The organism is Aquimarina sp. KJ22-3, assembly GCF_055808215.1.
On record NZ_CM147859.1, the window covers coordinates 1,739,797 to 1,761,009 of the forward strand.

A 21,213-nucleotide genomic window follows, 5' to 3' on the forward strand; every position below is an offset into this window, starting at 1 on the left:
AGCTTGTTTTTACTTTTAGGAGTAATCGGAATGGGCATCCATGGGCAAACCTTAATTGGAGAAGAAATACTAGGATTTGGCCATTTAGGCCTTGGGAGAAAGCACAAGCATATCAGCAGATGGCAATACTGTTGCTATAGGACTCTGGTCTCCCAATTGGTATGCTCCTAATGATCCAAGGCATGCACATCTATGGTCACAGGGTGTTTATGGGAATAATGGTTCTGTACGTGTTTATACAAAAACAGTTTCCGGTCATGGGGTCACTTGGGAACAAGTAGGTGATTATATATTCCCGGAAACTCTTTGGGAGCAGCACTATTATGGTCAACGTTCCGGAAGAGCTATTAGTCTATCAGATGATGGTTCCGTTATCGCTATAGGAGCCAGGGGTAATGAAGGCAATGGAGCTGGTACAGATACAGGTCATGTACGTGTATTTCAAAAAATAAAAGATGATTCATCTCCAGGAGGCTATAAATGGGAGCAAATGGGCAACGATATTGATGGTATACAAGCGTGGAGTCTATCCGGATTTGATGTGAGCCTGTCCGGGGATGGTACTACCGTGGCCATAGGAGCTCCATTTTTTGACGTTGACGACCTTTCCAATGCTGGCCAGGTACGTGTGTTTAGAAGAAGTGGAGATGCCTCTGGTAATTGGATCCAAATAGGTAACGATATTGAAGGTCAGTCAGGACACGAACGTTTGGGGATAAGCGTGAGTATGTCTGATGACGGTAACACCTTGGCCATGACAGCACTTCATCTTGGACCAGGATATCGTGACGAGTATAACCGGTTAAAATGGGATTCTGAAGGTGTAATAACAAAAGTATTTAAAAATGATAACAACAATTGGAGTCTGATAGGTGAATTTATAGGGAAAGAAGGGATAGTTACCCGTGATGATAGAGGGGCATATGTACGACTTACGGGAGACGGCAATACCTTGGCGATGACTTCAGTTATAGATCAATCTGTACAGGTCTATGAAAGGGATGCCGATGATAATTGGACGTTAAAAGGTAATGAACTCAAAGGAAGTTTTGGATATGCCCTATCAATATCCGATGATGCAAATACTTTGGCTATAGGAACCCCCCTTAGAGATTTCGATCGTTTCTTAAATGTAGGTGCAGTGCGTATTTACAAATACCGTCCTGATAATACCTGGGAGGTAGTAGGTGGTTTTAATGGTGAACATAGGGGTCATGAGTTGGGCAATAGTAACAGTGTCAGTCTGTCTGCAGATGGCTCAGTTATTGCAATAGGAGCTTCTGACTACGGCTTTGATAATTCAACTGGTTATAATCTGCTATGGGGCCGGGCACGCATGTTCAATATTGGCATAAGTGGTGTTTATATTGAAGGGGCACCAGAAACAATAAATACTACAGATCCTTTTGAAGTTACTTTTAAGTTGGATAGGGTGGTTTCCGGTTTCAATGAAGAGGATATTAAGGTTACTAATGCTACAGTCAGCAATTTTGAGGCCGTCAGCGAATCCAAATATTCCGCGACCATTACCCCTGCATCGATATGTGGGGATGATGATGATATTACCATAAATGTAGCTGCTGGTGCGGGATTCGATATAGATTCCAACATGTCCAGTCTGGTAGCTCAAGAAGTTGTTGTCAAAACCGGGGTTGTAGCGCTTGCTCAGGACATTACTGTACAGGTGGATCCCAATGGAATGGTTACCATCTCTCCAGCGGATATAGACGATGGTTCCAGTCATAACTGCCAAAATAGAGATCCAGTTACATTGAGCTTAGATCGGGATACCTTTACTTGTAGTGATGTAGGAATTCCAGTAACCGTAACCCTTACTGCTACCTCGGGTAACCAAACAGATACAACGACTGCCGTAGTAACTGTGGAAAACAATATTAACGGTCCTGTAGCTGTGACCAAAGATATTACCATCCAATTGAATGCTGATGGAATAGCTTCCATCAACCCTGGGCAAATCGACAATGGTTCAGGGAGTGGTTGTTACAACACAACGACACCTATTTTATTAAGCGTGGACAAGAGTACTTTTAGCTGTGAAGATGTGGGCGAGGTAACCGTAACGCTTGCTGCTGCCCAGGGCAACAATTCACATACGGCTACGGCTACCGTGACCGTAGAAGAGAATCTGGATAATTTAGAGGTCAAGGCCAAAGACAACATTGTTGTACAATTGAATGACGACGGAGAGTTTACCATCTCTCCAGAGGATGTAGACGAAGGTTCTTCTTATGGGTGTGGCCATACCCCAAGCTTGAGTTTAGACAGGAATACGTTTACCTGTGCTGATTCGAGAGCGCCAGTAACAGTGACCCTTACGGCTTCACATGGTGACAATTCGGAGGTGGCAACTGTCACAGTGACGGTCGAAGGGAATTGTGAGCCCCAACTTTTTACGGATTTAAATAGAGGGTTTTCGCCCAACGGTGATGGTATTGCCGATACTTTGGAGATTAAAGGCCTGGAAAAATATGAGAACAACGAGGTTAAGATATACAACCTTAACCAACAGTTGCTCTTCAGTGCCCATTATAATGGACCTAGCGATGGTTGGGATGGTACCTATAGTGGAGGGCGAGTGCCTGTTGGTGCTTATGTATGTGTCATAGACTACAACGAACCGGGATTGACCCACCAAACAAAAATGATATATGTCAATTATTAGGCATTGACATGAATAAAAATTTTAAAGGATGTGAGTGGAGATACCCCTCCCTCCTCAGAAAGAAAAACGAAAGTAAGGGAGCTGACGTAAAAACACCCTTACTTTTTGTTTATATAGTGATTATAAGCGTCATCAAAAGCAGCTAATTATCCAAAACATTAGCGATTAGAAAAGTCTATAAATGCGTGACGATACACCGCAAGAACTAGCGTTTCTAGGGTATTCGTCCCAACCTTCGCTTTCTCTGTCCCATTTTTTAGTTGGGTCAACACATTTTTATTGAGATTAACCGTAAAGGGTGGAATTTTGGTTCTGAAATAGAAATACAGGAAGGTGTAGGTCTACAATACTATAGGCAATCGTTGGAGTACGTATTTATGGTTTAATCATATAATCAAGAATTGTCCATGATTTGAAATACGTAGTAAAAATAATCGTGAGAATAAATAATTGAAGGACCCATTGAATGAGTCAAGAGAATTCTAAATAAAATCATTCACATTAAAAAAAATAAAATGAAAAATAACAAATTATACTTTTTTACAATAGTAGTGATATGCTGCATTCAGTCTTATGCGCAACAGGATGTAACATTTACACTGTACAATTATAATATGAATATCATCAACCCTGCTTATGCGGGAACTGGTGAAAATTTTGAGCTCACGTCAAACTATAGAGCACAGTGGGCAGGGCTTGATGAAGCACCTGAGACCTGGAGTTTTTCATTGAGCGGCCCAATGCGCAGAAAGGAAGGGATAGGTGACAAGGTGGGACTGGGCCTTTCTGTTACCAATAGTAGTGTGTTTGTACTCAAAGAAACTGATGTTTTTGTTGATTTTTCGTATAAATTACAATTAAAGGAAACATTAGATCTGTATTTGGGGGTTAAAGCGGGAGGCTCTTCGGTTAATATAGACCTGGCAGGGATAGGGCTTGATGAGGATCCGCTTTTCTCAGAAAACGTAAGTGTATTCAATCCAAATGTTGGGATGGGTGCCTATTTAAAAGGAGAACGCTTTTATGTAAACATATCTGCACCTGCCTTATTAAAAACAAGGAGATACGAAAAGGAATCGGGTATTGTAACACAGGCCACGGACAAAATGCAATTTTTTATGGGGGCAGGATATCATTTTACTTTAAACAAGAATTTGACCTTTACTCCCTTTTTTTAACACGGGTAATAAGCGAAGTGCCTTTCTCTATGGATATCAGCGGAACCTTCGATCTGTATGACAAGGCAGAATTTGGTCTTAGCTATAGATTAAAGGAATCGATCAGTACTGTTGTGTTATTTAAGATGCTGGATAGAATCAAGGTAGGCTATGCTTATGATAGTTCTATAACGGCTGTAAGTAATTATAGAAGAGGAAATCACGAAGTGATATTGAAAGTTCCACTGTTTTCAGAAAAACAACCACAACCGCAAACCACAACCGTAGAGCTAAATTAATAGAGATGTAACAACCAATATTGTAATAATAACCAAGTGCTCATGCGTACATATAAAGATTTATTTATACCATCAAAAAGGATAACAGAGATGGCATAATATACTGGATTGTATGTAGCATTAGATAAGTACTATAGAGTTGTAAAATGGAAGTGGTATTTAGGTTGGTCCATAAATATCTTTACTTATCAAGGTAAACGAAGTAAGATAGATGGTTTTTTCATAAAAGGATTTAGGGACTTTTACAGAGACCAATCTATATACTTCCAAGCAGCTAGTTGCGCAATAACAAACATTACGTATACATAGACACGGAAAAAAATACAAATGGAATTGGAGGCGCTAAGTTAAGAGTTAGTTAAACCATATTAAAAGCTAAATAAGGAAAATTTGAAACGTTACAAAAAACTATAAAATATACCAGAACAATAAATAATTGATACAAAAAAATGGAGGGTAGTTTTACCTCCATTTTTTTGTATTCCATATTCTAAGAAAGTTATAACAATATATGTTCGGTTTGTCTATTCTTCCCATGACCAAGATGGCGAATAGTCCTCATCTTTAAAAAGTTCTCCAAGCCCTTTAAACTGTTTTAGTCGTAGTACTTCATCCGCTTCCATTCCCAAGGCATCCATAATTTTTCTTGAAGACCATCCGCTATTTGATAAGGTTTTTACGACTTCACCTATTTCTCCTATTTGATGCCGTCCACGGGCCCTGTTGTGTTGAATTGCGGCTACGATTTGGTTTTTGTCGGATGTATTCAAGATGACCACAGGAACCTTATGATTTAATCGATTACGTAATTCTTTGTTTGTTTTTATAACCCTCCAACGATGATATCCATCAATTAATTCATACCGTTGGTTTTTTTCTGGCGCTACCAACAAAGGTTGAGTGATTCCATGATCCAACATAGAACGAAGTAGTAGACGTTTTTCTGGGGTTGCCATTTTATTGGGGTTATAACTATTAGGTGAGATGGAATTTATAGCTATCCAAAACACTTCTGAAATAGGTTCTTGCTGTTGATTGAAAGCGTTTAAAATCTTTTTTTCGAGTTGTTTTTTATGATCCTCGAAAATGAAATTACTTTCTTTTATGATGTCTATAATGTCTTGTTTTATACTCTTATTCATGAGGTTGTTTTTTTGCATATAAGGTTTTGTAGGTGTTTTTAGTTTGACAAAAGCCTAAACTACGGCACCACCAATCGTTTTTGATGATGCATTTGCATATCCTTCTCCAGGACGGCATTTTGCCTGTATTTTCTAATTTTAGGTTTCCCTGATCTGGGATGAGGTCTAAAGTAAATCCATTGGTATCCCACCACTTGAGGAAAGTTTTTATTTTCCCAGTATAGTGTTTTCTTGTAATCGCTGGCATAGATTGTAATAAGATATGAGCATATCTTTGCCAGGTAAGTCCTTCAGGTAACACCACTTTTATTCTGCCCAAAACTGCTGTTTTGCTATAAAGCGCTCCAAAGTTAACCCCACGAACTCGTTTTACTACCTTGTTCCAGGTATCAGGTTCTATCTGCTGATAATAGACAAGGCTTTGGCGTTGGTCATCTCCATAAGGTTGGCAAATACGCATTTTATGAATAGACATTCCGCACAAATAAAAATAATCGTACAGTGTATTATACTGTATGTTCTGCTTCCCTACATAACGCCATATATCTTCGGTTCGCCAATCGTAAATAGGATAGGAAAACACTAAATTATTTGAAGCCTTGCTTAGCCAGTTTTTCCCACGCCAACCGTGTTTTGTAACAGAAAAGAATCGGTTTAAACTTTCGTCGGACCGAATCCCCAATAGGCATGTACACCTTTCGCCGTTTGAAAACCAATTGCCCCATTGGTAGACAAAATCTTCAAACTCCATTCCGTGTTTAAAAAAGGTATATTGCTCTGGATCAGATACTACTTGCGGGTGTGTAGGCATTGGGCGAATCCAGACATTAGATTGTTCCGGATCCCAACATCGCCAATGGGGTTGAAAAACGCTAACCGAGTTTCGAAGATTTAAAGGCAAACAAATCCAATGCAAATTAATTTCTTCCGAGTTTAGTGCTACTTCTTCAATATGACGTATTGTAGTATCGTATTGCCCTTCTAAATCGACAAATAATACATCAAGAGGTAGTCTGTTTTCTGATCTCGCCACTTCGAGTGCCATATGTAACATTACAGTACTGTCTTTTCCTCCACTAAAGGCGATGTATACCTTTGGGAACGTGTTAAAAATATCCTGTATACGTTTTTTGGCTGCGACATGAACATTTTCTTGCAGATAGTTTTTAGGCATATTTTATGTTGTACTACTATTTAATATCATTTATTTTTTATGGTTGTTTTGTGTTGATTTTATTAGTCAGAGCTAATCGATGAATAGTGATATGATAAATAATACTGTGCATATAAACAGTATAACTGCCAAAGCACATAACGCATATAATTTTTCTTCTAAATGTTTCATTTTAGAGTTTTTCTATTGGATAGCATTCATTCTGACTTTTCTAATTCGTAAAAAATCAAGATCAACTGGTTCTTATAGATGGTAAAACATCTCTTTCGACAACCTGATTAAAATAGATCATATCCTAAAATCATATAGAGACATATAGTCAGGTATAGAAATAATATTATTGCTGCTATTGTTCGAAATAACATTCTTGTTGTTTTTTTCATGTGTTTTCTTCGTTTTATAGTTGGGATACTAATTTTTAAATTTTATAGTCTTTTTCTTTTTTCTCACAATTCCAATTCACGGTATGCTTTTGACTAAATAGAGGTACAGCGTTTGAAATGTCTAATTTGTATTTGTTCGCTATTAATGGCCTAAAACTATTTAAGCCATCAATATGAACTCTATTGCCTACCACCTTATAGACTTTATCTATATTGATGATTACAGACCTATTAATTCTTAAAAAATTCTTGGGTAAAATTTCGGATATGGATTGGAGGGTTTCTCTTATTAAGTGTTTCCCATTGTTAGCTAGATATATGGTGATGTAATTACGATCACTCTCCAAGCATAAGACCTCTTTCAAATGAAATTTAATTAGAGAATATCCTTCTTTTAAGAAAAAAGTGTCTTTTTGAGGCGATATTTTCTCTGTTTCTGATTCATTCTCTAATGAATTCTCCAGGATTCCCGCGAGCACTTCATTTTTAGCAGTGTTTTTTATTAGGGTGTTAAAATCAACAAAAGGTCTAAAGAAAATTCTATATAAATCAATGGTTGCATGGCCTTCTGGAGTTTTTACCTTTTGTGAAATGTTACTGTAAAAAGTTATTTTATATTTATATTGATGAAATAAGTGGTAGATCACTATATCACCTCTAAACATATCAAAGAAGTAATAATCGATTAATATAAAATCGTACTGGTTTTTCTGCTCAGACAACCATATGTCTTTCCAAGAAAAAAAACCGTACTTCTTCTTACCCCACTTAACTTTAAGTCCTCTAACAAGGATGTGCATTGTGATTTTTCCCTCGCCAAAATTGCCACTTTATTCGTCATAAAATCTTAAATTTTCTTTTTGTGTTATACGCTCAAAAATCTCGTTGCTACTTTTGTTAAAACCTTAGCAGCTATATACCAAGGTGAAAAATAAGCGTGCCCTTACCTAAGTTGAAAATTGAGGTCATTACGCAGGAATATCAAATTAACTTATCCAACTTAGCGCCAAAATAACGACACGCATATTGTTATTATCTATAGACAAAGCTACTTTCATTCTCTGTACTAAAACATGGATAATTATCTATTAAGCATGGATAATTTTATGTTACGTCTCAATAGGGATTTCACTTGCGTATGCTAATATTCATCCTAATTATCTATTCTTATAAAAAAATGTGTTTAAGCGTGTTAAAATGGGGACTAAAAAATGGTTTTAAGGGACTTTGTAAAACAGTTTTTCACAAGTATTTATAGGTTCGAGATTAAACATCTTTTATCACTTTGGGTTAATAATATTGGGGCTTCGCTTTGTTGGAGAGGAACTCCAGAATCAAAATGTGATCATACAACCTGTTGTAACGTTTTAAAAAAAGAGATGTAATAAAACGGGGATAAAGCACTTGGTTTTACAAAAAACGACGGGAACCGTCGTTGTAAGTCCCCGTCGTGGTTAATAAACCTAAAACTAACTCAAAATATTTACCCTTATAGGATCAATGATTGATTAGGATCCACACTATCAATCCATTACCTATACTTGTGGTTGGATAAACGTTTATTGAAAACAAAAATGAGGTTTTAGTAGAAGATCAAACCATAAAATGTGTTCATGTCAATTAAAATAGGGACAAACAATCCATTTATAGTGATAGCGCATCAAAGGAATGTATTTTGGGAACTGTTTATAGACTCTTGATCTTGGTTACTGCCTTTTAAAAAGTCGATTCTCTTATCTGTAAAGTACAAATAGGTTTGAAAGGATGTGCATGGGTGTCTGATGTAAAATTAGTGTTACAAAATCTTATTGGATTTCTGTTTTTAAAATCCCGAAAATTTGCTGTTATGTCCCTTTTTTAAATGGTTTTAGCACTAATTGTTGGGTGTTTTCTTGGTATGGTCATTCTTTGTTACAAATTAATATTCAAAAGTTTGAAAAAGTAGACGCATCATGAAAAATCCAAAACAATTACAATTACTACTATCTGCCATCTTTATGGTATGGATGAGCCTGGCGGGATATGGCCAGAATGTAGGAAGCGAATTTACCGTTGATGAGATCAAATATAAGATTACTGCACCAATCACAGTTGAGATTGTAGATTATTTGGGTACAGGAACAGAGGTGACCATCCCTCAAACGGTAAACGACCAAGGTATCGATTATGAAGTTACGGCTATTGGTAATAGAGCGTTTCATCTTAAAGAATTGACCAAAGTTACTTTTAGCACGCCTAGCAACGTCACCAGTATTGGGGAAGATGCTTTTTTTCAAAACCAATTGACAGGTGTACTTGAGATTCCAGAAAGTGTGACCGATATCGGACAACGAGCATTTGGAAGTAATAAAGAGATGACAGAGGTAACTATACCCAATGGTGTTACTAGAATAGAGCAGTGGGCCTTTGCTCAAAATGGTTTAACAAAGGTAACTATACCCGCTAGCGTAGAATCTATTGGGAAACAAGCCTTTTTTGCAAACAATGATCTTGACCTGGTAACTATAAAACGTAATCCACCTCCGGTCTACGAAGCAGATACTTTTCAAGCGCGTTCAGGCGGAGAGTTCCTATTAATAAATTTTGATCTTAGGGTACCCTTTGAAGCTATTGAAGCTTATGAAAATGCAGGCTGGACAGACTACGGAAACGTTACCTCTGGAATCACTAGCTTAGAGGGTGTTAAATACGGAATCGTAGACTCTCCAACCGAGGCAACGGTTATTGATATTACAGGAAATAATAGCACAGATTTTAATTTGGTCGTTCCTGAAACGATAGATATTGATGGGAACAGCTACCCGGTGACCGCAATAGGTGATAATGCTTTTCAAGGTGCAGGGGACTTACTACAGTTGGTCTTGCCAAGGAGTATGAAAAATATTGGGTTTCAGGCCTTTTATACCGCTATACACATCAATCGGTTAACTATAATGTCTGATGAACCACCGACACTTGATCCGGATGCCTTTGAGTATCCATACCGTTCTGAAAGAATCAACCTGGTAGTACCCGAGGGCAGGATAGGGGATTATAAAGATGCAGGGTGGACGGGTTTTAAGAATATCTTTTCGCTCGAAGGGCAGATCCATTTCAATAGTGGCTTCCACTGGAAAGTAACATCGGTATCTCCTAATGAAATGGAGCTAGCGGATTATGTAGGTGCCCAGGAAGGCCACATGGAAATTCCTTCAGAAGTCCGATACTATTCTATTGATCCCAATGACAGCGATCCAGAATTTGGACATGGGACATATCAGGTCACGTCTATAGGGAACAATGCTTTTTGGCGTTATGGATTTTACCCATTGACTAGCGTTGATATACCCGATATTGTAACTTCGATTGGGGATTGTGCGTTTTGCGGAAATGACTTGACTGAAGTGGTTATACCTGGTGCTGTGACATGGATCGGCAAAAATGCTTTTTTGAATAATAACATAACCAGTGTTGAGATACCAGAAAGCTTGACCAGCATGGGGGAGCAAGCTTTTGCGCATAACGAATTGACCAGTGTGACCACACCAAGCAATGTGAGTTGGATTAGAAGATGGACCTATTCTTCTAACCTATTGACAGAGGTGACCATATCGAGCAAGGTGACTCGTATAGATTTGTATGCTTTTTTAGACAACCCCAACCTTCGCTTGGTGACGGTAGAAGCCAACGATCCTCCATCCTTGGATAAGAATGCTTTTTCAAATGCATACCGTGATCAAATAGATCTTGTAGTGCCCACGGGTACCATGCAGGATTATTTAGATAATGGGTGGGACGGATTCAAATCCATAAGCTTCGGAATCTTTACCGTGGATGGCATCAGATACGGAATTACTTCTCCAACCGATGTAATGGTAGTCGACTATACTGGTACAAACACAGACGTGAATATCCCCGAAACAGTGGATCATGGCGAGAATACGTATGCCGTGATCACGATCAAGGAAAATGCTTTTCAAAATAAAGGACTGACCAACATTGAGATTCCGTCCAGTGTCATCAGTATTGGAGAACTAGCGTTTAGTGATAACCAATTGACTACGATTACCATACCTGGAGGTGTAGAACGTATCGATAGCCACGCTTTTTATAACAATCCCGACCTTGTCTCGGTAACAGTAGAGGCCAATGACCCACCAGTGCTCCATGCAACTGCTTTTGCCAATGCAAATCGTCACCAGATTGACCTTGTGGTGCCCACAGGTAGGATGCAAGTTTATGAAGACAATGGATGGGGTGGCTTTAGATCTACATTAGACGGTAGCGCACCTCCCCAGCCAACCATTGATGCACCACAGAGTATTGATCACCTGAATCCCTTTACGGTAAACATTATGTTTGATAACGATGTAACAGATTTTGTGTTGGATGATATTCAAATTACCAATGCTACGATAAACCTCCTTAAAGGGAGTGGATCGACATATGCTGCTACTATTGTAGCTACATCGCTCTGCGATGGTGATATTACCATAGATGTACCGGCAGATGTAGCTATGGGAGCAAACAATTTGCCCAATATGGAGGCGTCTCGAGCAAATGTAGCAACGGTGACCTTCTCTGAGCGATGCGGGTCCGAAGCTCTGGTAGGGTTGAATAGAGGGTTTTCTCCCAATGGAGATGGTATAGCTGATACTTTGGTCATCCAGGGTCTTGAGGAATATGGAAACAATGAGGTGAAAATATATAACCTGAACCAGCAATTACTGTTCAGCGGCCATTATGATGGACCCGGTGGTGGTTGGGACGGCACCCATAAGGGGAGCCTGGTTCCTGTAGGATCCTATGTTTGTGTGATAGATTACAATGAGCCAGAGCTGGATCATGAAACGAAAATGATATATGACAATTATTGATGTTAGCCAGAGAAATGCCTCCTGATCTTATGAAAGATTTCTGTCAAAGTGTTTTAGCCGTGTGTATTTTTATCGTTTTTATGCTATTGGCAATTTTAGTGGTGTCGGCATTGATAAGTTGGAATATCAAATGGGTAATCGAACAATCTATCAATGTTTCAAAAAAAGTAAGAAGGAGGCATTAAGTAAGCAATAGGTATAGCAAATGATTTACTAAGAATATTTACTGTGAGGTATAACTTTTTAAAATCACATTTCAATCTTTCTTCGTCCCGTTTTAAAGGGGTTTCAACACTTTTTTTGGAATAATTTAGATTAAGAATTGATCTTTGATATCATAAGGATTTTGAGAAAAAAATAAATTATGGAGGGTAATTTAATCACATTGTCAAATATAGAAAAGTACTTTTTGAAATTGTCGGTTCTTAATTTCGACGATCAATATATTGCAGATTTTCTTTCACTTAGAAAGGAAGATTTAGGTTATGTAAGAGGTACTTTAAAAAAGAAATTTAAAACCAAAAATTGGGCAGCTTTAATTCAAAAAGCATTTGAACTTGGGATCTTAAAAAAACAAGATTATGTGGATGCAACGGTAGAAAAAATAGCATTGGGATATGCATCAAAAATTATAAAGGATTTTAAGGATATTTCATATGGATATCAATTCTCTCAGGATACAGTTCTTGATTTTGATCATACAGTAACATCTACTCTAAAACATTTGATAATTACTTCAAAATGATGCATACACTATCAAAACTACTTAGTGATAAGGAATTAGTCTATTTAAGCTTAACCTACCAAGGGGTGGATAAAAAAGCAATAGCCAAAAAACTACGGTTTAAGGATAGTAGGACGCATCGATATATAGAAAAACGGATTTTTGATAAGCTATCTGTTTATAATTGGCACAATGCTTTTAGGAGAGCTTTTTATCTGCAATTGCTGGATAGACAAGATTTTTTATTGATTGATATTCAAAAAGAAGCTTCAACGATTTCTACAGAGATCACAGAAATTTTAAATTCTACAGAAATTGACGATAAAGAAAAGGAACTTGTGATCTATTTAGCGTTATTATCCTTTCAAATTAAGATTGAATATAGCTATTTGTTTAAGGAGAAGGAATAACTATTACTAAAACTAAAACCTTATAAGATACATAAGAAGTTTCAATGCATCATCCGGGTTTAAGCCTCTATTAAATACTCATAATATAATCTTCAAGAGATTCTTCTATAGTAAGCTTCAATTTTTTTCTTAATCTGTGACGAGCTTTTTTAACTCCTTCTGGAGATATATTAAGAAATGTACTTATTTCTTTTGAAGAAAGGTTAAGTCTTAACAAGCAAATAAGTCTTAGCTCTTTTGAGGTAATAGTGGGAAACCTGTTCTTTATTTCTTTATAAAAACCCTGATGACTTTCTTCAAAAAGTTCTCTAAAAAGCCTCCAATTTTGATCTTCTTTTTTATCAAAATTTATAACCTGTAATACCTTACGATACTCATATATATTTGCATCTTGTGTGTTGCACAAGTCTGTTACTTTTTCTTTAACGCTATTAAGCGTGTTATTTTTTTTAGCAAATGGAGTGTATTGGTGGTTAACTCTTTATTTTTTCGTTCCACTATTTCCTCCAATTTTTGTTTTTGCTTATTTTTTTCTTAATATCTTCCCACCTACAAGCAAAAAAGCTATACAAACTACCCCCAAAATCAGTAATGCAACAATTTGTTTTCGTTTCGTTTTAGTGCTTTTTTCGAATTGCTCAATCTTTAAGTCTTTTTCATTGGCTTCATATTGAGCACTCAGTTCGTAAACCAGCGTTTTATTTTCTAGCTCTTGTATAGAATCTTTCAACATTGCCAATTTTTTAAAATATTCAAGAGCAACAATATTATTGTTTTTTTCTTCTGCAGTAAGCGCCAATAGTTGATAGGTATCCATTTTTGCTCGTAAAAAACCATTTTTACGTGTATATTTTAATGCCTTTTGTGCGTAAAAGACTGCTGAGTCCGTTTTTTTTGCTTTAGAAAAAGTGTGCCCATAGAAATATAGGTGTACGCTTTCCCTAGCTTGTACATTTTTTTATTGGAATTCAATTCCAGTACGGCTTTTTTGATAGTAGGTAGCTTTATCCAGCTGATTTAAATCGTAATAGATCTCACTTAACATGGATAATGCATAACAACTATTGGATATTGGATATTTGTTTTTATAAATTTCTAATGCTTTTTCATAGTGTTTAATGGCGTTATCATAATCTTTTAATTCTTTGTAACACCATCCTAAACTTTGATGATTAACTAAAATGAATTTAAAATTACCCATTTCTTGAAAGCCTGATAAAGACGAGTTCAAATAAGGTAAAGCTTTTCTATATTCTTTTTTTATCAATAAAATATCCCCTAATTGATAGTTTGAATGTGTTATCCCCGTTGTTATGTTAAGTTGTTTATAGATTTTTATTGAGGCTAAGTATTTCTTAGTCGCTACGCTTAGCCGTCCCAATCTTTTATAAGCAACCCCCAAAGTTTGAAGTGATTTTGCATAAGAGAGAGAATCATTCTTTTTCAAGAACAACGCTCCAGATTTCTCTAGTACAGTGATTCCTTCAAGATAATTTCCTGAATAAACATGAGTAGCAGCAATTTGATGCAGTGCAGAAGCCTGTTCCCAAATATGATTTGATTTTTTACTAACCTGTAACGCTTTCTCAAAATATTTTAGAGCATTATCATACTCATTCTGATAAAGGTAAACCTTACCCAAACAATTGTATGAATCAGCTATTCCTCTAGGGTTATTATTTTGTTGTGAAATAGCTAGCCCCTTCATTATATAATCCTTTGCCAATGAGGGTTTTGATATAGCATATTCGACTCCTATATCATTAAAGGCTGTTGCTAAGGTTGTATCTGCTACTGATTTTTGATGTATAATTTGTAAAAGGCTATCCACTACTCTTTTATTTTGTGCATTTACAAACACACAAACAAAAAAAAGCCAAAAGGATAAGAAGGTTTTAAGAAACATTTTTACATTTTTTTCAATCAAGTTAAATTTTGTCTATTTATGACATTTATAGGAAATAAAGTAAGGTACTAACTCACCTCTTTGCTTTATATTGTTTTAATACTTTTTCAGTACTTGAAATTCATCATAGATCAAAAGCCATTTGCTATTTATTTTCTCCCATTTTCTTGATAAATAATGCCTTTCCCAATATTTATACTCCGGTCTGCGGATAAAAATGCAGTTGTTTTATTAACGACTTCAGTGCTTACATTAGTATAAATTCAATTGGTGGCACCAGAAGAGATGAAAGGCTTCCAAAATCCAGAAATTTCTTAAATCCCCTTTTTGATTTCAAAAGGCATAGCTCTCACTTTTTCTATTTCCTAAATGTATAGTTTTTTTTGATTTTAACGTACTGTCCCCCCTTTGTCCACCCCCTATTTTTGCAAAAGGTAAACATGATCAATACGTTTGTTACCACAATCTAATACCTAAAAATAAAGGGCGTTTTTAAAAAAAGGCAAAACTAATTGAGGAATATTCCTGATAGTAAATGTCATAATACTTTTAGTGTATTGTTAGTGTAGATGATGCTACGCCTTTTATTAGAACATCAGTGCAAAATCAGTTTTTAACCAACTAAGTCTGTGAAAATCTGATTGTCAATAAGTCTTATTTCGAACTCACGTTAAATTGAAACCAACTCTTAAAGTAAACATTAAAATTAAACAAAATGATCCGTATTAAAACCTACAAATCAATTCTATGTATTCTGTTGTCTCTAACTCTTTTTTCTTGTGATTCTGATAACGATTCTAATTCAGAAAACAATGAGCAAGTTTCTCAGGATATAATGGTCACTAAAGAAAAATTAATTGGAGATTGGATATTAGTAAGTAGTATTATCGACAATGAAAATGTTTCACCATCTGAATTCGAATGCTTAAAAAAATCAACGGCCACTTTCAATCAAGACGACACCTATGAAGTAACTTTTTTAAAACTAGGGAGTAATTCAACAAATCTTTGTTCTAGAACAGTTACACAATCCGGGACCTATACAGTTGTTGGTTTGAATAGTGTCACTTTTTTTAACTTTGATTCTGAAATCAAGTTGATTGACGATACTTTACAGATTACTTCCAAAGTTACTAATGATAATGAAGAACAAGATCAAATTGATGTTTTTATTAGAAGTGACAATTCAGAATTAGGAGAAAATCAGGCAGAAGAAACAGACGAGGTAGAAACAGATAATCAGACAGATGAGGATAATAATGACGACACTTTTGATGGAACAGAAGTAATTCAAAATATATTGGGAAAATGGAAAATTGACTCTGACAAAGATTGCCTTCAAAAAAACACCATAGAATTTAAACCCCAAAACGTTTTTGAATTTATTCAACATAAAAAAACCTTTAATCGTAGAGATTTGTTAGACTACAATGTAAGTGTGAGTTATCCTTTGCCAGAGAGTATTGAGGCAACAATTATCAAAGGAAATAGCACGGTTGTTTTTGATACCAGCGCAGAATGTCAATTTATCAAAACCAGTACTCTAGAGTATGTAGTAAAAGATGAGAAAACTATTGCCCTTAAAAATAACCCCAGGGTCAAATTTGTATTAGAAGATAGCACTACTATTAAGCTTGTCCATACATTCACTGATAGTGATAATAATGAACAAATTAGAGAATTTATTTACAAAAAGCTATAAAGAGACCAGAACAGTTTATTTGGTAGAAATAATAAACGTTAAAAAATGAGGCTATCTAAAAAGTAGTTTCACGATTTCAAATCGTACTTGTCGAAGTTTTTAAACTGTTGATTTTCAATTTGCCTTCGACCAGCTCAGACTGACAAACTCGCCTCCAGTGTATTAACAAAATACAGAAATGTTTTAATAATTGTTTAACGAGATTACGAAAATTTAGATGTGTCGTAAAACGTTGAAAATTAAAGCAGCGTGCTGAGATTCATCTAAAACCTCAAGTTAAGAACTCTAAAAACCTATATAGAAAATGGAAAGACTCAAGGATGTTCTGACAAGAACTAAAACAAAAATGGACACCGCTTTTAGAGATATAGCATTCCCGGATACAAATATGCTCGAATCTACAAATGAGGCTATGTATTATATGCTAAATTTGGGAGATGGCGGGAAAAGAATAAGACCGGCCATTGTTTTTGCGATATCAGAGGGATTTAATGGTGATACACAGCAAGCCTTTGAATTTGCCAAAGCAGTAGAGTTTATTCATACCTATACCCTTATTATCGACGATATTCAAGACAATGATGCTATTAGAAGAAATGCGCCCACCTGTCATATAAAATATGATGTCAACACAGCTACCTTGGCTGCCTCAAGACTCTTTGAGGAAGGATTGTATCCATTTCATAAGTATTGCCAGGACATAGAACTTTTCCGAAAACTAAATAATCAGTTGCATAAAGGCCAATGTGCAGATTTAAATGCCGAATCTTGGGCAGATGATATGGTGTCATTACAACACTTGCAATTTATACATTCGGGAAAAACAAGTGCTTTAATTCAAATCGCCATTTTGGGAGGGTGTATTTCTAGCAAATTATCAGAACAAAAAGTAAACAAACTGTTGGATTACGGATATTATTTGGGTCTTGCATTTCAAGCAAAAGATGATATCCTTAGTAAAACCGAAACAACAGAATCGTTGGGCAAACCAGCGGGAGAACAAGCCGACGAAAATAAGCTAACCTATCCTTCCCTTTTTGGTTCTGTAGAAAATGCTCAAATCGAAGCCAACAAATTGGCAGAAAAGGCTATCGCTAATTTAAACGAATTTGAAAACAATAATGTAGCGGTTTTAGAAGAACTTGCAAGATTTACAGTTCAGAGGAGGCGCTAATCTAATATTACCCAGAAAGTAAACACTCATCTTACCTATTGTTTTCCAGAACAAAAAGCTAAGATGGATTTCTCGTCAAATGTTTCACCAATAAATCAAAGCAACATGAAAGAAGTTTTAACCCCGGAACTTATTACCAGTTTACAAGAATTATCACAAACATTAGATCGGTATGACACAATTGTTTTTGACCTGGGCGATGTCCTTTTACATTGGGATTCTGTTCACTTTACCTCAGAAACAAAAGGAATAGATGATGTACGAAAAATGGTCAAACACCCTGTTTGGCAGGATTTAGAAAAAGGTTTGATTAATCAAGAATTTGCACTTACGGCACTTAGTTGTGAGTTAGATACTCCTTGCAGTAAGCTAAAAGAAATGCTTGAGTTAAGTATAGCTAGCTTACAAGTAAATCCGCTCATGGTAGAGATGCTAAGAGTGTTACATAAAAAGGACAAGCAAATTTATTGCCTGTCTAATGTAGATTTAGAATCTTTCTCTTACTTATATAGGCATTTTGATTTTTGGAAATATTTTGATGGGATATACGTGTCAGCTTTGTTACAGCTTAGAAAACCAAACCCAGATATTTTTCAATACCTTATTTCTAGTGCGTCGATAAACACCAAAAGCACCATTTTTATAGATGATAAATCAGAAAACCTTCAGGAAGCAGCAAACTTTGGGATTAGTACCTTAAAATATAACAAAGATAACTTCGAATATACAGCCATAGATGGCGTTTGGCCGATACCTCTTCAAAATATGACGCCAGAGATATATAAAAAGAGGACGTTAGGAGAAGACTATTTAAACCTTAGATTACGTAAATTTCCTTTTTGCAAGAGTTTTGTCAGTAACAATGTAGAGTTAATAGGAGGCGAAGATTTTTCTAAAGAAATATTCTCTACAGCGGTCATTTTACATTCATACACATCACTTCCGGATGATATTATAGCATCCATGTGCCATGAGATACTCAACCATGATGGGCAAAACAAGCTACGTTGGTGTTTTTATAAAAATGAGGCTAGACCTGATAATTTCCCAGACGATCTGGATACAACTTCTATGGTGTTATCTTTCCTATTAAATCATAACAAGCTCACTATAGAAAAGATTATACCCGTGGCAGAACAAATGATAGCTAATAGAAATGAAGAAGGAGTTATACAGGTATATTTTGATGAGAATAGACCAAGAATAGATGCTATAGTGGCTATTAATGTATTGTATTTGATGCATCAAATTGGTTACGGAGAAAGAAAAGAGTTAAAAGAAACCGAGGCATTTGTGTTTTATTTTTTAATAAGTAAAGAATATCTTAAGGGTACAAGATATTACCCGGCGCCGGATGTTTTTTTGTTTTTTCTTTCTAGATTAGTAGTTGATTTTCCTGATCAATTCGAGAAATTTCATAAGCCACTTACAGAGATGCTTATAACCCGGGTAAATTGTTCAACATTTCCCTTAGAAAGAGCGTTGAGAATCATCGCTTTAAAGAAGCTAGGCATTGTGAACAGGGTAGATTTTTTAAAATTATTGGACACACAGTTAGCAGATGGAGGTTGGCCAGTGTATGGGCTTTTTATAGCACCAAAATCAAATACCTATTTTGGAAGTAGAGAGCTTAGTACGGCATTTGCCCTGGAAGCGTTACATATATTGAGTTAGAACGAAGCGAAGTTTTATTTATGGTACAAACGATTATTAATAAACAAAACAATGAGTTAGCATTTAGGTTAGAACAGTTCAGCAGCCTGGATCAGTTTGAGCATTTGCAAAGAAAAAATTATTACTCTATGATTCTGTTAAGAGGGAATAGTTTTACTTTGCAAGTAGATTTCTCAGAATACCAACTCAAAGAAAATCATATCATTTGCTTGTCACCTTACCAGCCATTTATGTTGAGTTCGGAAGAAGAATGCTCGGGATTTATATTGAGTTTTCATCCCGATTTTTTTGTACGTATCGCCATCAAAATGAAATAGGAACAGAAGGGGTGCTTTTTGGCAATTTTCATGGTTTGCCTTTTTTCAAGGTAGCAGAAGAGTTTTTGTTTTCAAGCCTTATGGAGCAAATTTCAAGGGAAATGAGTAAAGATTCGATTGCGCAACATGAAGTATTGGTGGCTTTTTTAAAAGTGTTTCTTATTGAAGCGGTAAGACAGAAAAAGAAATTTGATAAAGATTCAGTGCTTCAATTTACAGATCGACAATCCGAAATTTTACAAAATCTGGTAGATGCTATAGAAAGTAATTATGCTAGATTACATGCCCCTCAAGAATATGCAGATATGCTATGTGTAAATTCCAGGACTTTGGCAGGAATCGTAAAGAAATATTTAAATCAAACGTTAACTTCTTTAATCACCCATAGAATTGTAGTAGCAGCCAAAAGAGAATTGTATCTAACCTCTAAACCAGTAAAGCAAATAGCAGCCAATTTGGGGTATGAAGATGAATTTTATTTTAGTAGATTTTTTAAAAAGAAAGTAGGCGTTTCGCCAGATATTTACAGAAAGACCGTTGGGTTTGCTAAACTTGAAAAAACACCAAGTTAAGCTCTTGTCATTATACAAAAAACAGGAACATTTATTTAGATACAAAAAAAGGAGCATCCATTAGAATGCTCCTTTTCTTACTGTAATAGCCGACTATTATTTTGAAGCCAAAATATCGATCTTCTGGATAGCTGTAGCACTAAAATCCTTCAATAGCACTGGGGCATTTTCAATGAGAGCAGCGGCCACTTTACCATTGAGGTGAGCATCTCTTCCAGCATCTTCAGCAAAAGTATCAAAGATGGCATAGGTTGTATCATCTACTTTAAATCCATACCATCCTAAGGTTTCCGGTTCGTTATTGATCAGTTGTTTTCCGGCCTTCAAAAAATCTTCTACGGCTTTAGATTTTCCGGCCTGGGCGTTCATCATAACAAGTAGGCCTTTGTTTTGTGTTCCTGGTTTGTGGTTATCGGCAATCACATCAATAAATTGAATGCTTGTGTTTGCATCAAAATTTTCTAGTAAATCATCAGCATTAGCTAATAATGCTTTTGCTACCTCACCTTTCAGATGGGCTTGTCTGCCAGCTTCCGTTTCAAAAGTATCATATATACCAAAAGTGGTATCATCAATTTGAAAAGCAAACCAAGATACGGTTTCAGGTTCTTGATGTACTAGTGGTAATCCGCCTAATAGGAAGTCTTGAACATCCTTTGCCTTACCAGCTTTTGCTTTCATAATTACTAATAATCCCATGGTTTCTTTTTTTGTGTTCTTCATAATAGTACTGTTTTTGAGTTTAGAAAATGATTGAATAGAAAATCCTAAAAACATGATTAGGATTGTGGTTTTTAATAGAATTCCTGTTTTCATGGTTTGATATTTAATTATAGGGCAAATTTGTGACTAATAGGAAGATCTGGGAATGGATATCTGTAACTTATTCATGGACAATTTTACATGGACAGAAACCCTTTAAAAATGCTATAGGAAAGTTTTTAAAGTCCCATAAAATAAATTCTTAGTCCCCGATTTAACATACTTCAGCACTTTTTTTATTAGGGTAGCTAAATACGGTGAATCTTCGTTTCAAAATA

At 35.9% G+C, this 21,213-nt stretch carries 18 protein-coding genes; 11 read left to right on the forward strand and 7 right to left on the reverse strand.

What is annotated here, in order from left to right; all coding sequences use genetic code 11:
- Positions 1–91 precede the first annotated feature (91 nt).
- From AC0L3Q_RS07635 to AC0L3Q_RS07645, 3 genes are all read left to right on the forward strand, one after another.
- The gene (locus AC0L3Q_RS07635) at positions 92–2,683 is read left to right on the forward strand and encodes a T9SS type B sorting domain-containing protein (RefSeq protein ID WP_473286020.1); all 2,592 of its coding nucleotides are present in this window, start codon (positions 92–94) and stop codon (positions 2,681–2,683) included.
- Positions 2,684–3,198: 515 nt separating this feature from the next.
- Positions 3,199–3,861 carry a PorP/SprF family type IX secretion system membrane protein gene (locus AC0L3Q_RS07640; protein WP_473286021.1) on the forward strand — a complete coding sequence of 221 codons (663 nt, stop codon included), beginning with the start codon at positions 3,199–3,201 and terminating at the stop codon, positions 3,859–3,861.
- A 29-nt stretch (positions 3,862–3,890) separates the two neighbouring features.
- Positions 3,891–4,139: a type IX secretion system membrane protein PorP/SprF gene (locus tag AC0L3Q_RS07645; protein WP_473286022.1), complete on the forward strand. Its 249-nt coding sequence runs from the start codon at positions 3,891–3,893 to the stop codon at positions 4,137–4,139.
- Positions 4,140–4,663: 524 nt separating this feature from the next.
- Here the strand turns inward: AC0L3Q_RS07645 and AC0L3Q_RS07650 are convergent.
- The 3 genes from AC0L3Q_RS07650 to AC0L3Q_RS07660 all read right to left on the reverse strand — a co-directional run bounded on the left by AC0L3Q_RS07650 (position 4,664) and on the right by AC0L3Q_RS07660 (position 7,638).
- Positions 4,664–5,281 carry a ParB N-terminal domain-containing protein gene (locus AC0L3Q_RS07650; protein ID WP_473286023.1) on the reverse strand — a complete coding sequence of 206 codons (618 nt, stop codon included), beginning with the start codon at positions 5,279–5,281 and terminating at the stop codon, positions 4,664–4,666.
- Entirely contained in the window at positions 5,274–6,455 is a 1,182-nt protein-coding gene (locus AC0L3Q_RS07655) for a DUF3440 domain-containing protein (protein ID WP_473286024.1), read from the reverse strand. Before AC0L3Q_RS07655 ends, AC0L3Q_RS07650 begins: the two co-directional genes overlap by 8 nt.
- Before the next feature lie 418 nt (positions 6,456–6,873).
- The gene (locus AC0L3Q_RS07660; RefSeq protein ID WP_473286025.1) at positions 6,874–7,638 is read right to left on the reverse strand and encodes a LytR/AlgR family response regulator transcription factor; all 765 of its coding nucleotides are present in this window, start codon (positions 7,636–7,638) and stop codon (positions 6,874–6,876) included.
- Between the two features lie 1,152 nt (positions 7,639–8,790).
- Here AC0L3Q_RS07660 and AC0L3Q_RS07665 point away from each other — a divergent pair.
- The 4 genes from AC0L3Q_RS07665 (at position 8,791) to AC0L3Q_RS07680 (ending at position 12,828) form a co-directional block, all read left to right on the forward strand.
- On the forward strand, positions 8,791–11,694 hold the full coding sequence (locus AC0L3Q_RS07665) for a leucine-rich repeat protein (RefSeq protein WP_473286026.1): 2,904 nt from the start codon (positions 8,791–8,793) through the stop codon (positions 11,692–11,694).
- Positions 11,694–11,879, forward strand: coding sequence for a hypothetical protein (locus AC0L3Q_RS07670; RefSeq protein WP_473286027.1), 186 nt, complete (start codon positions 11,694–11,696; stop codon positions 11,877–11,879). The genes AC0L3Q_RS07665 and AC0L3Q_RS07670 overlap by 1 nt, the downstream gene beginning before the upstream one ends.
- 179 nt (positions 11,880–12,058) lie before the next feature.
- A complete protein-coding gene (locus tag AC0L3Q_RS07675; RefSeq protein WP_473286028.1) occupies positions 12,059–12,439 on the forward strand; it encodes a hypothetical protein in 381 nt (126 codons plus the stop codon).
- A complete protein-coding gene (locus AC0L3Q_RS07680) occupies positions 12,436–12,828 on the forward strand; it encodes a hypothetical protein (RefSeq protein WP_473286029.1) in 393 nt (130 codons plus the stop codon). Before AC0L3Q_RS07675 ends, AC0L3Q_RS07680 begins: the two co-directional genes overlap by 4 nt.
- 70 nt (positions 12,829–12,898) lie before the next feature.
- Here the strand turns inward: AC0L3Q_RS07680 and AC0L3Q_RS07685 are convergent, their stop codons facing one another.
- From AC0L3Q_RS07685 to AC0L3Q_RS07695, 3 genes are all read right to left on the reverse strand, one after another.
- Positions 12,899–13,234, reverse strand: coding sequence for a helix-turn-helix transcriptional regulator (locus tag AC0L3Q_RS07685; protein WP_473286030.1), 336 nt, complete (start codon positions 13,232–13,234; stop codon positions 12,899–12,901).
- A 117-nt stretch (positions 13,235–13,351) separates the two neighbouring features.
- Positions 13,352–13,645, reverse strand: coding sequence for a hypothetical protein (locus tag AC0L3Q_RS07690; protein WP_473286031.1), 294 nt, complete (start codon positions 13,643–13,645; stop codon positions 13,352–13,354).
- Between the two features lie 141 nt (positions 13,646–13,786).
- Complete coding sequence (locus tag AC0L3Q_RS07695; protein WP_473286032.1) at positions 13,787–14,734, reverse strand: tetratricopeptide repeat protein; 948 nt, start codon at positions 14,732–14,734, stop codon at positions 13,787–13,789.
- A gap of 715 nt (positions 14,735–15,449) precedes the next feature.
- Between AC0L3Q_RS07695 and AC0L3Q_RS07700 the strand changes: the two genes are divergently transcribed.
- The 4 genes from AC0L3Q_RS07700 (at position 15,450) to AC0L3Q_RS07715 (ending at position 20,173) form a co-directional block, all read left to right on the forward strand.
- The gene (locus AC0L3Q_RS07700) at positions 15,450–16,436 is read left to right on the forward strand and encodes a lipocalin family protein (protein WP_473286033.1); all 987 of its coding nucleotides are present in this window, start codon (positions 15,450–15,452) and stop codon (positions 16,434–16,436) included.
- Between the two features lie 304 nt (positions 16,437–16,740).
- Entirely contained in the window at positions 16,741–17,610 is an 870-nt protein-coding gene (locus AC0L3Q_RS07705; RefSeq protein ID WP_473286034.1) for a polyprenyl synthetase family protein, read from the forward strand.
- Positions 17,611–17,715: 105 nt separating this feature from the next.
- Positions 17,716–19,284, forward strand: coding sequence for an HAD-IA family hydrolase (locus AC0L3Q_RS07710; protein ID WP_473286035.1), 1,569 nt, complete (start codon positions 17,716–17,718; stop codon positions 19,282–19,284).
- Positions 19,285–19,489: 205 nt separating this feature from the next.
- Positions 19,490–20,173: a helix-turn-helix domain-containing protein gene (locus AC0L3Q_RS07715; RefSeq protein ID WP_473286036.1), complete on the forward strand. Its 684-nt coding sequence runs from the start codon at positions 19,490–19,492 to the stop codon at positions 20,171–20,173.
- Positions 20,174–20,269: 96 nt separating this feature from the next.
- Here the strand turns inward: AC0L3Q_RS07715 and AC0L3Q_RS07720 are convergent, their stop codons facing one another.
- Positions 20,270–20,896 (reverse strand): putative quinol monooxygenase, encoded by a 627-nt coding sequence (locus AC0L3Q_RS07720; protein ID WP_473286037.1) that lies wholly within the window; start codon positions 20,894–20,896, stop codon positions 20,270–20,272.
- Positions 20,897–21,213 lie beyond the last annotated feature (317 nt).

What these genes read in the sequence shown, in the direction of transcription:
- AC0L3Q_RS07640 (WP_473286021.1), top strand. Translation starts at nt 3,199, where the DNA reads ATGAAAAATAACAAATTATACTTTTTTACAATAGTAGTGATATGCTGC.
- AC0L3Q_RS07645 (WP_473286022.1), top strand. Translation starts at nt 3,891, where the DNA reads ATGGATATCAGCGGAACCTTCGATCTGTATGACAAGGCAGAATTTGGT.
- AC0L3Q_RS07650 (WP_473286023.1), bottom strand. Translation starts at nt 5,281, where the DNA reads ATGAATAAGAGTATAAAACAAGACATTATAGACATCATAAAAGAAAGT.
- AC0L3Q_RS07655 (WP_473286024.1), bottom strand. Translation starts at nt 6,455, where the DNA reads ATGCCTAAAAACTATCTGCAAGAAAATGTTCATGTCGCAGCCAAAAAA.
- AC0L3Q_RS07660 (WP_473286025.1), bottom strand. Translation starts at nt 7,638, where the DNA reads ATGCACATCCTTGTTAGAGGACTTAAAGTTAAGTGGGGTAAGAAGAAG.
- AC0L3Q_RS07665 (WP_473286026.1), top strand. Translation starts at nt 8,791, where the DNA reads ATGAAAAATCCAAAACAATTACAATTACTACTATCTGCCATCTTTATG.
- AC0L3Q_RS07670 (WP_473286027.1), top strand. Translation starts at nt 11,694, where the DNA reads ATGTTAGCCAGAGAAATGCCTCCTGATCTTATGAAAGATTTCTGTCAA.
- AC0L3Q_RS07675 (WP_473286028.1), top strand. Translation starts at nt 12,059, where the DNA reads ATGGAGGGTAATTTAATCACATTGTCAAATATAGAAAAGTACTTTTTG.
- AC0L3Q_RS07680 (WP_473286029.1), top strand. Translation starts at nt 12,436, where the DNA reads ATGATGCATACACTATCAAAACTACTTAGTGATAAGGAATTAGTCTAT.
- AC0L3Q_RS07690 (WP_473286031.1), bottom strand. Translation starts at nt 13,645, where the DNA reads ATGGATACCTATCAACTATTGGCGCTTACTGCAGAAGAAAAAAACAAT.
- AC0L3Q_RS07695 (WP_473286032.1), bottom strand. Translation starts at nt 14,734, where the DNA reads ATGTTTCTTAAAACCTTCTTATCCTTTTGGCTTTTTTTTGTTTGTGTG.
- AC0L3Q_RS07700 (WP_473286033.1), top strand. Translation starts at nt 15,450, where the DNA reads ATGATCCGTATTAAAACCTACAAATCAATTCTATGTATTCTGTTGTCT.
- AC0L3Q_RS07705 (WP_473286034.1), top strand. Translation starts at nt 16,741, where the DNA reads ATGGAAAGACTCAAGGATGTTCTGACAAGAACTAAAACAAAAATGGAC.
- AC0L3Q_RS07710 (WP_473286035.1), top strand. Translation starts at nt 17,716, where the DNA reads ATGAAAGAAGTTTTAACCCCGGAACTTATTACCAGTTTACAAGAATTA.
- AC0L3Q_RS07720 (WP_473286037.1), bottom strand. Translation starts at nt 20,896, where the DNA reads ATGAAGAACACAAAAAAAGAAACCATGGGATTATTAGTAATTATGAAA.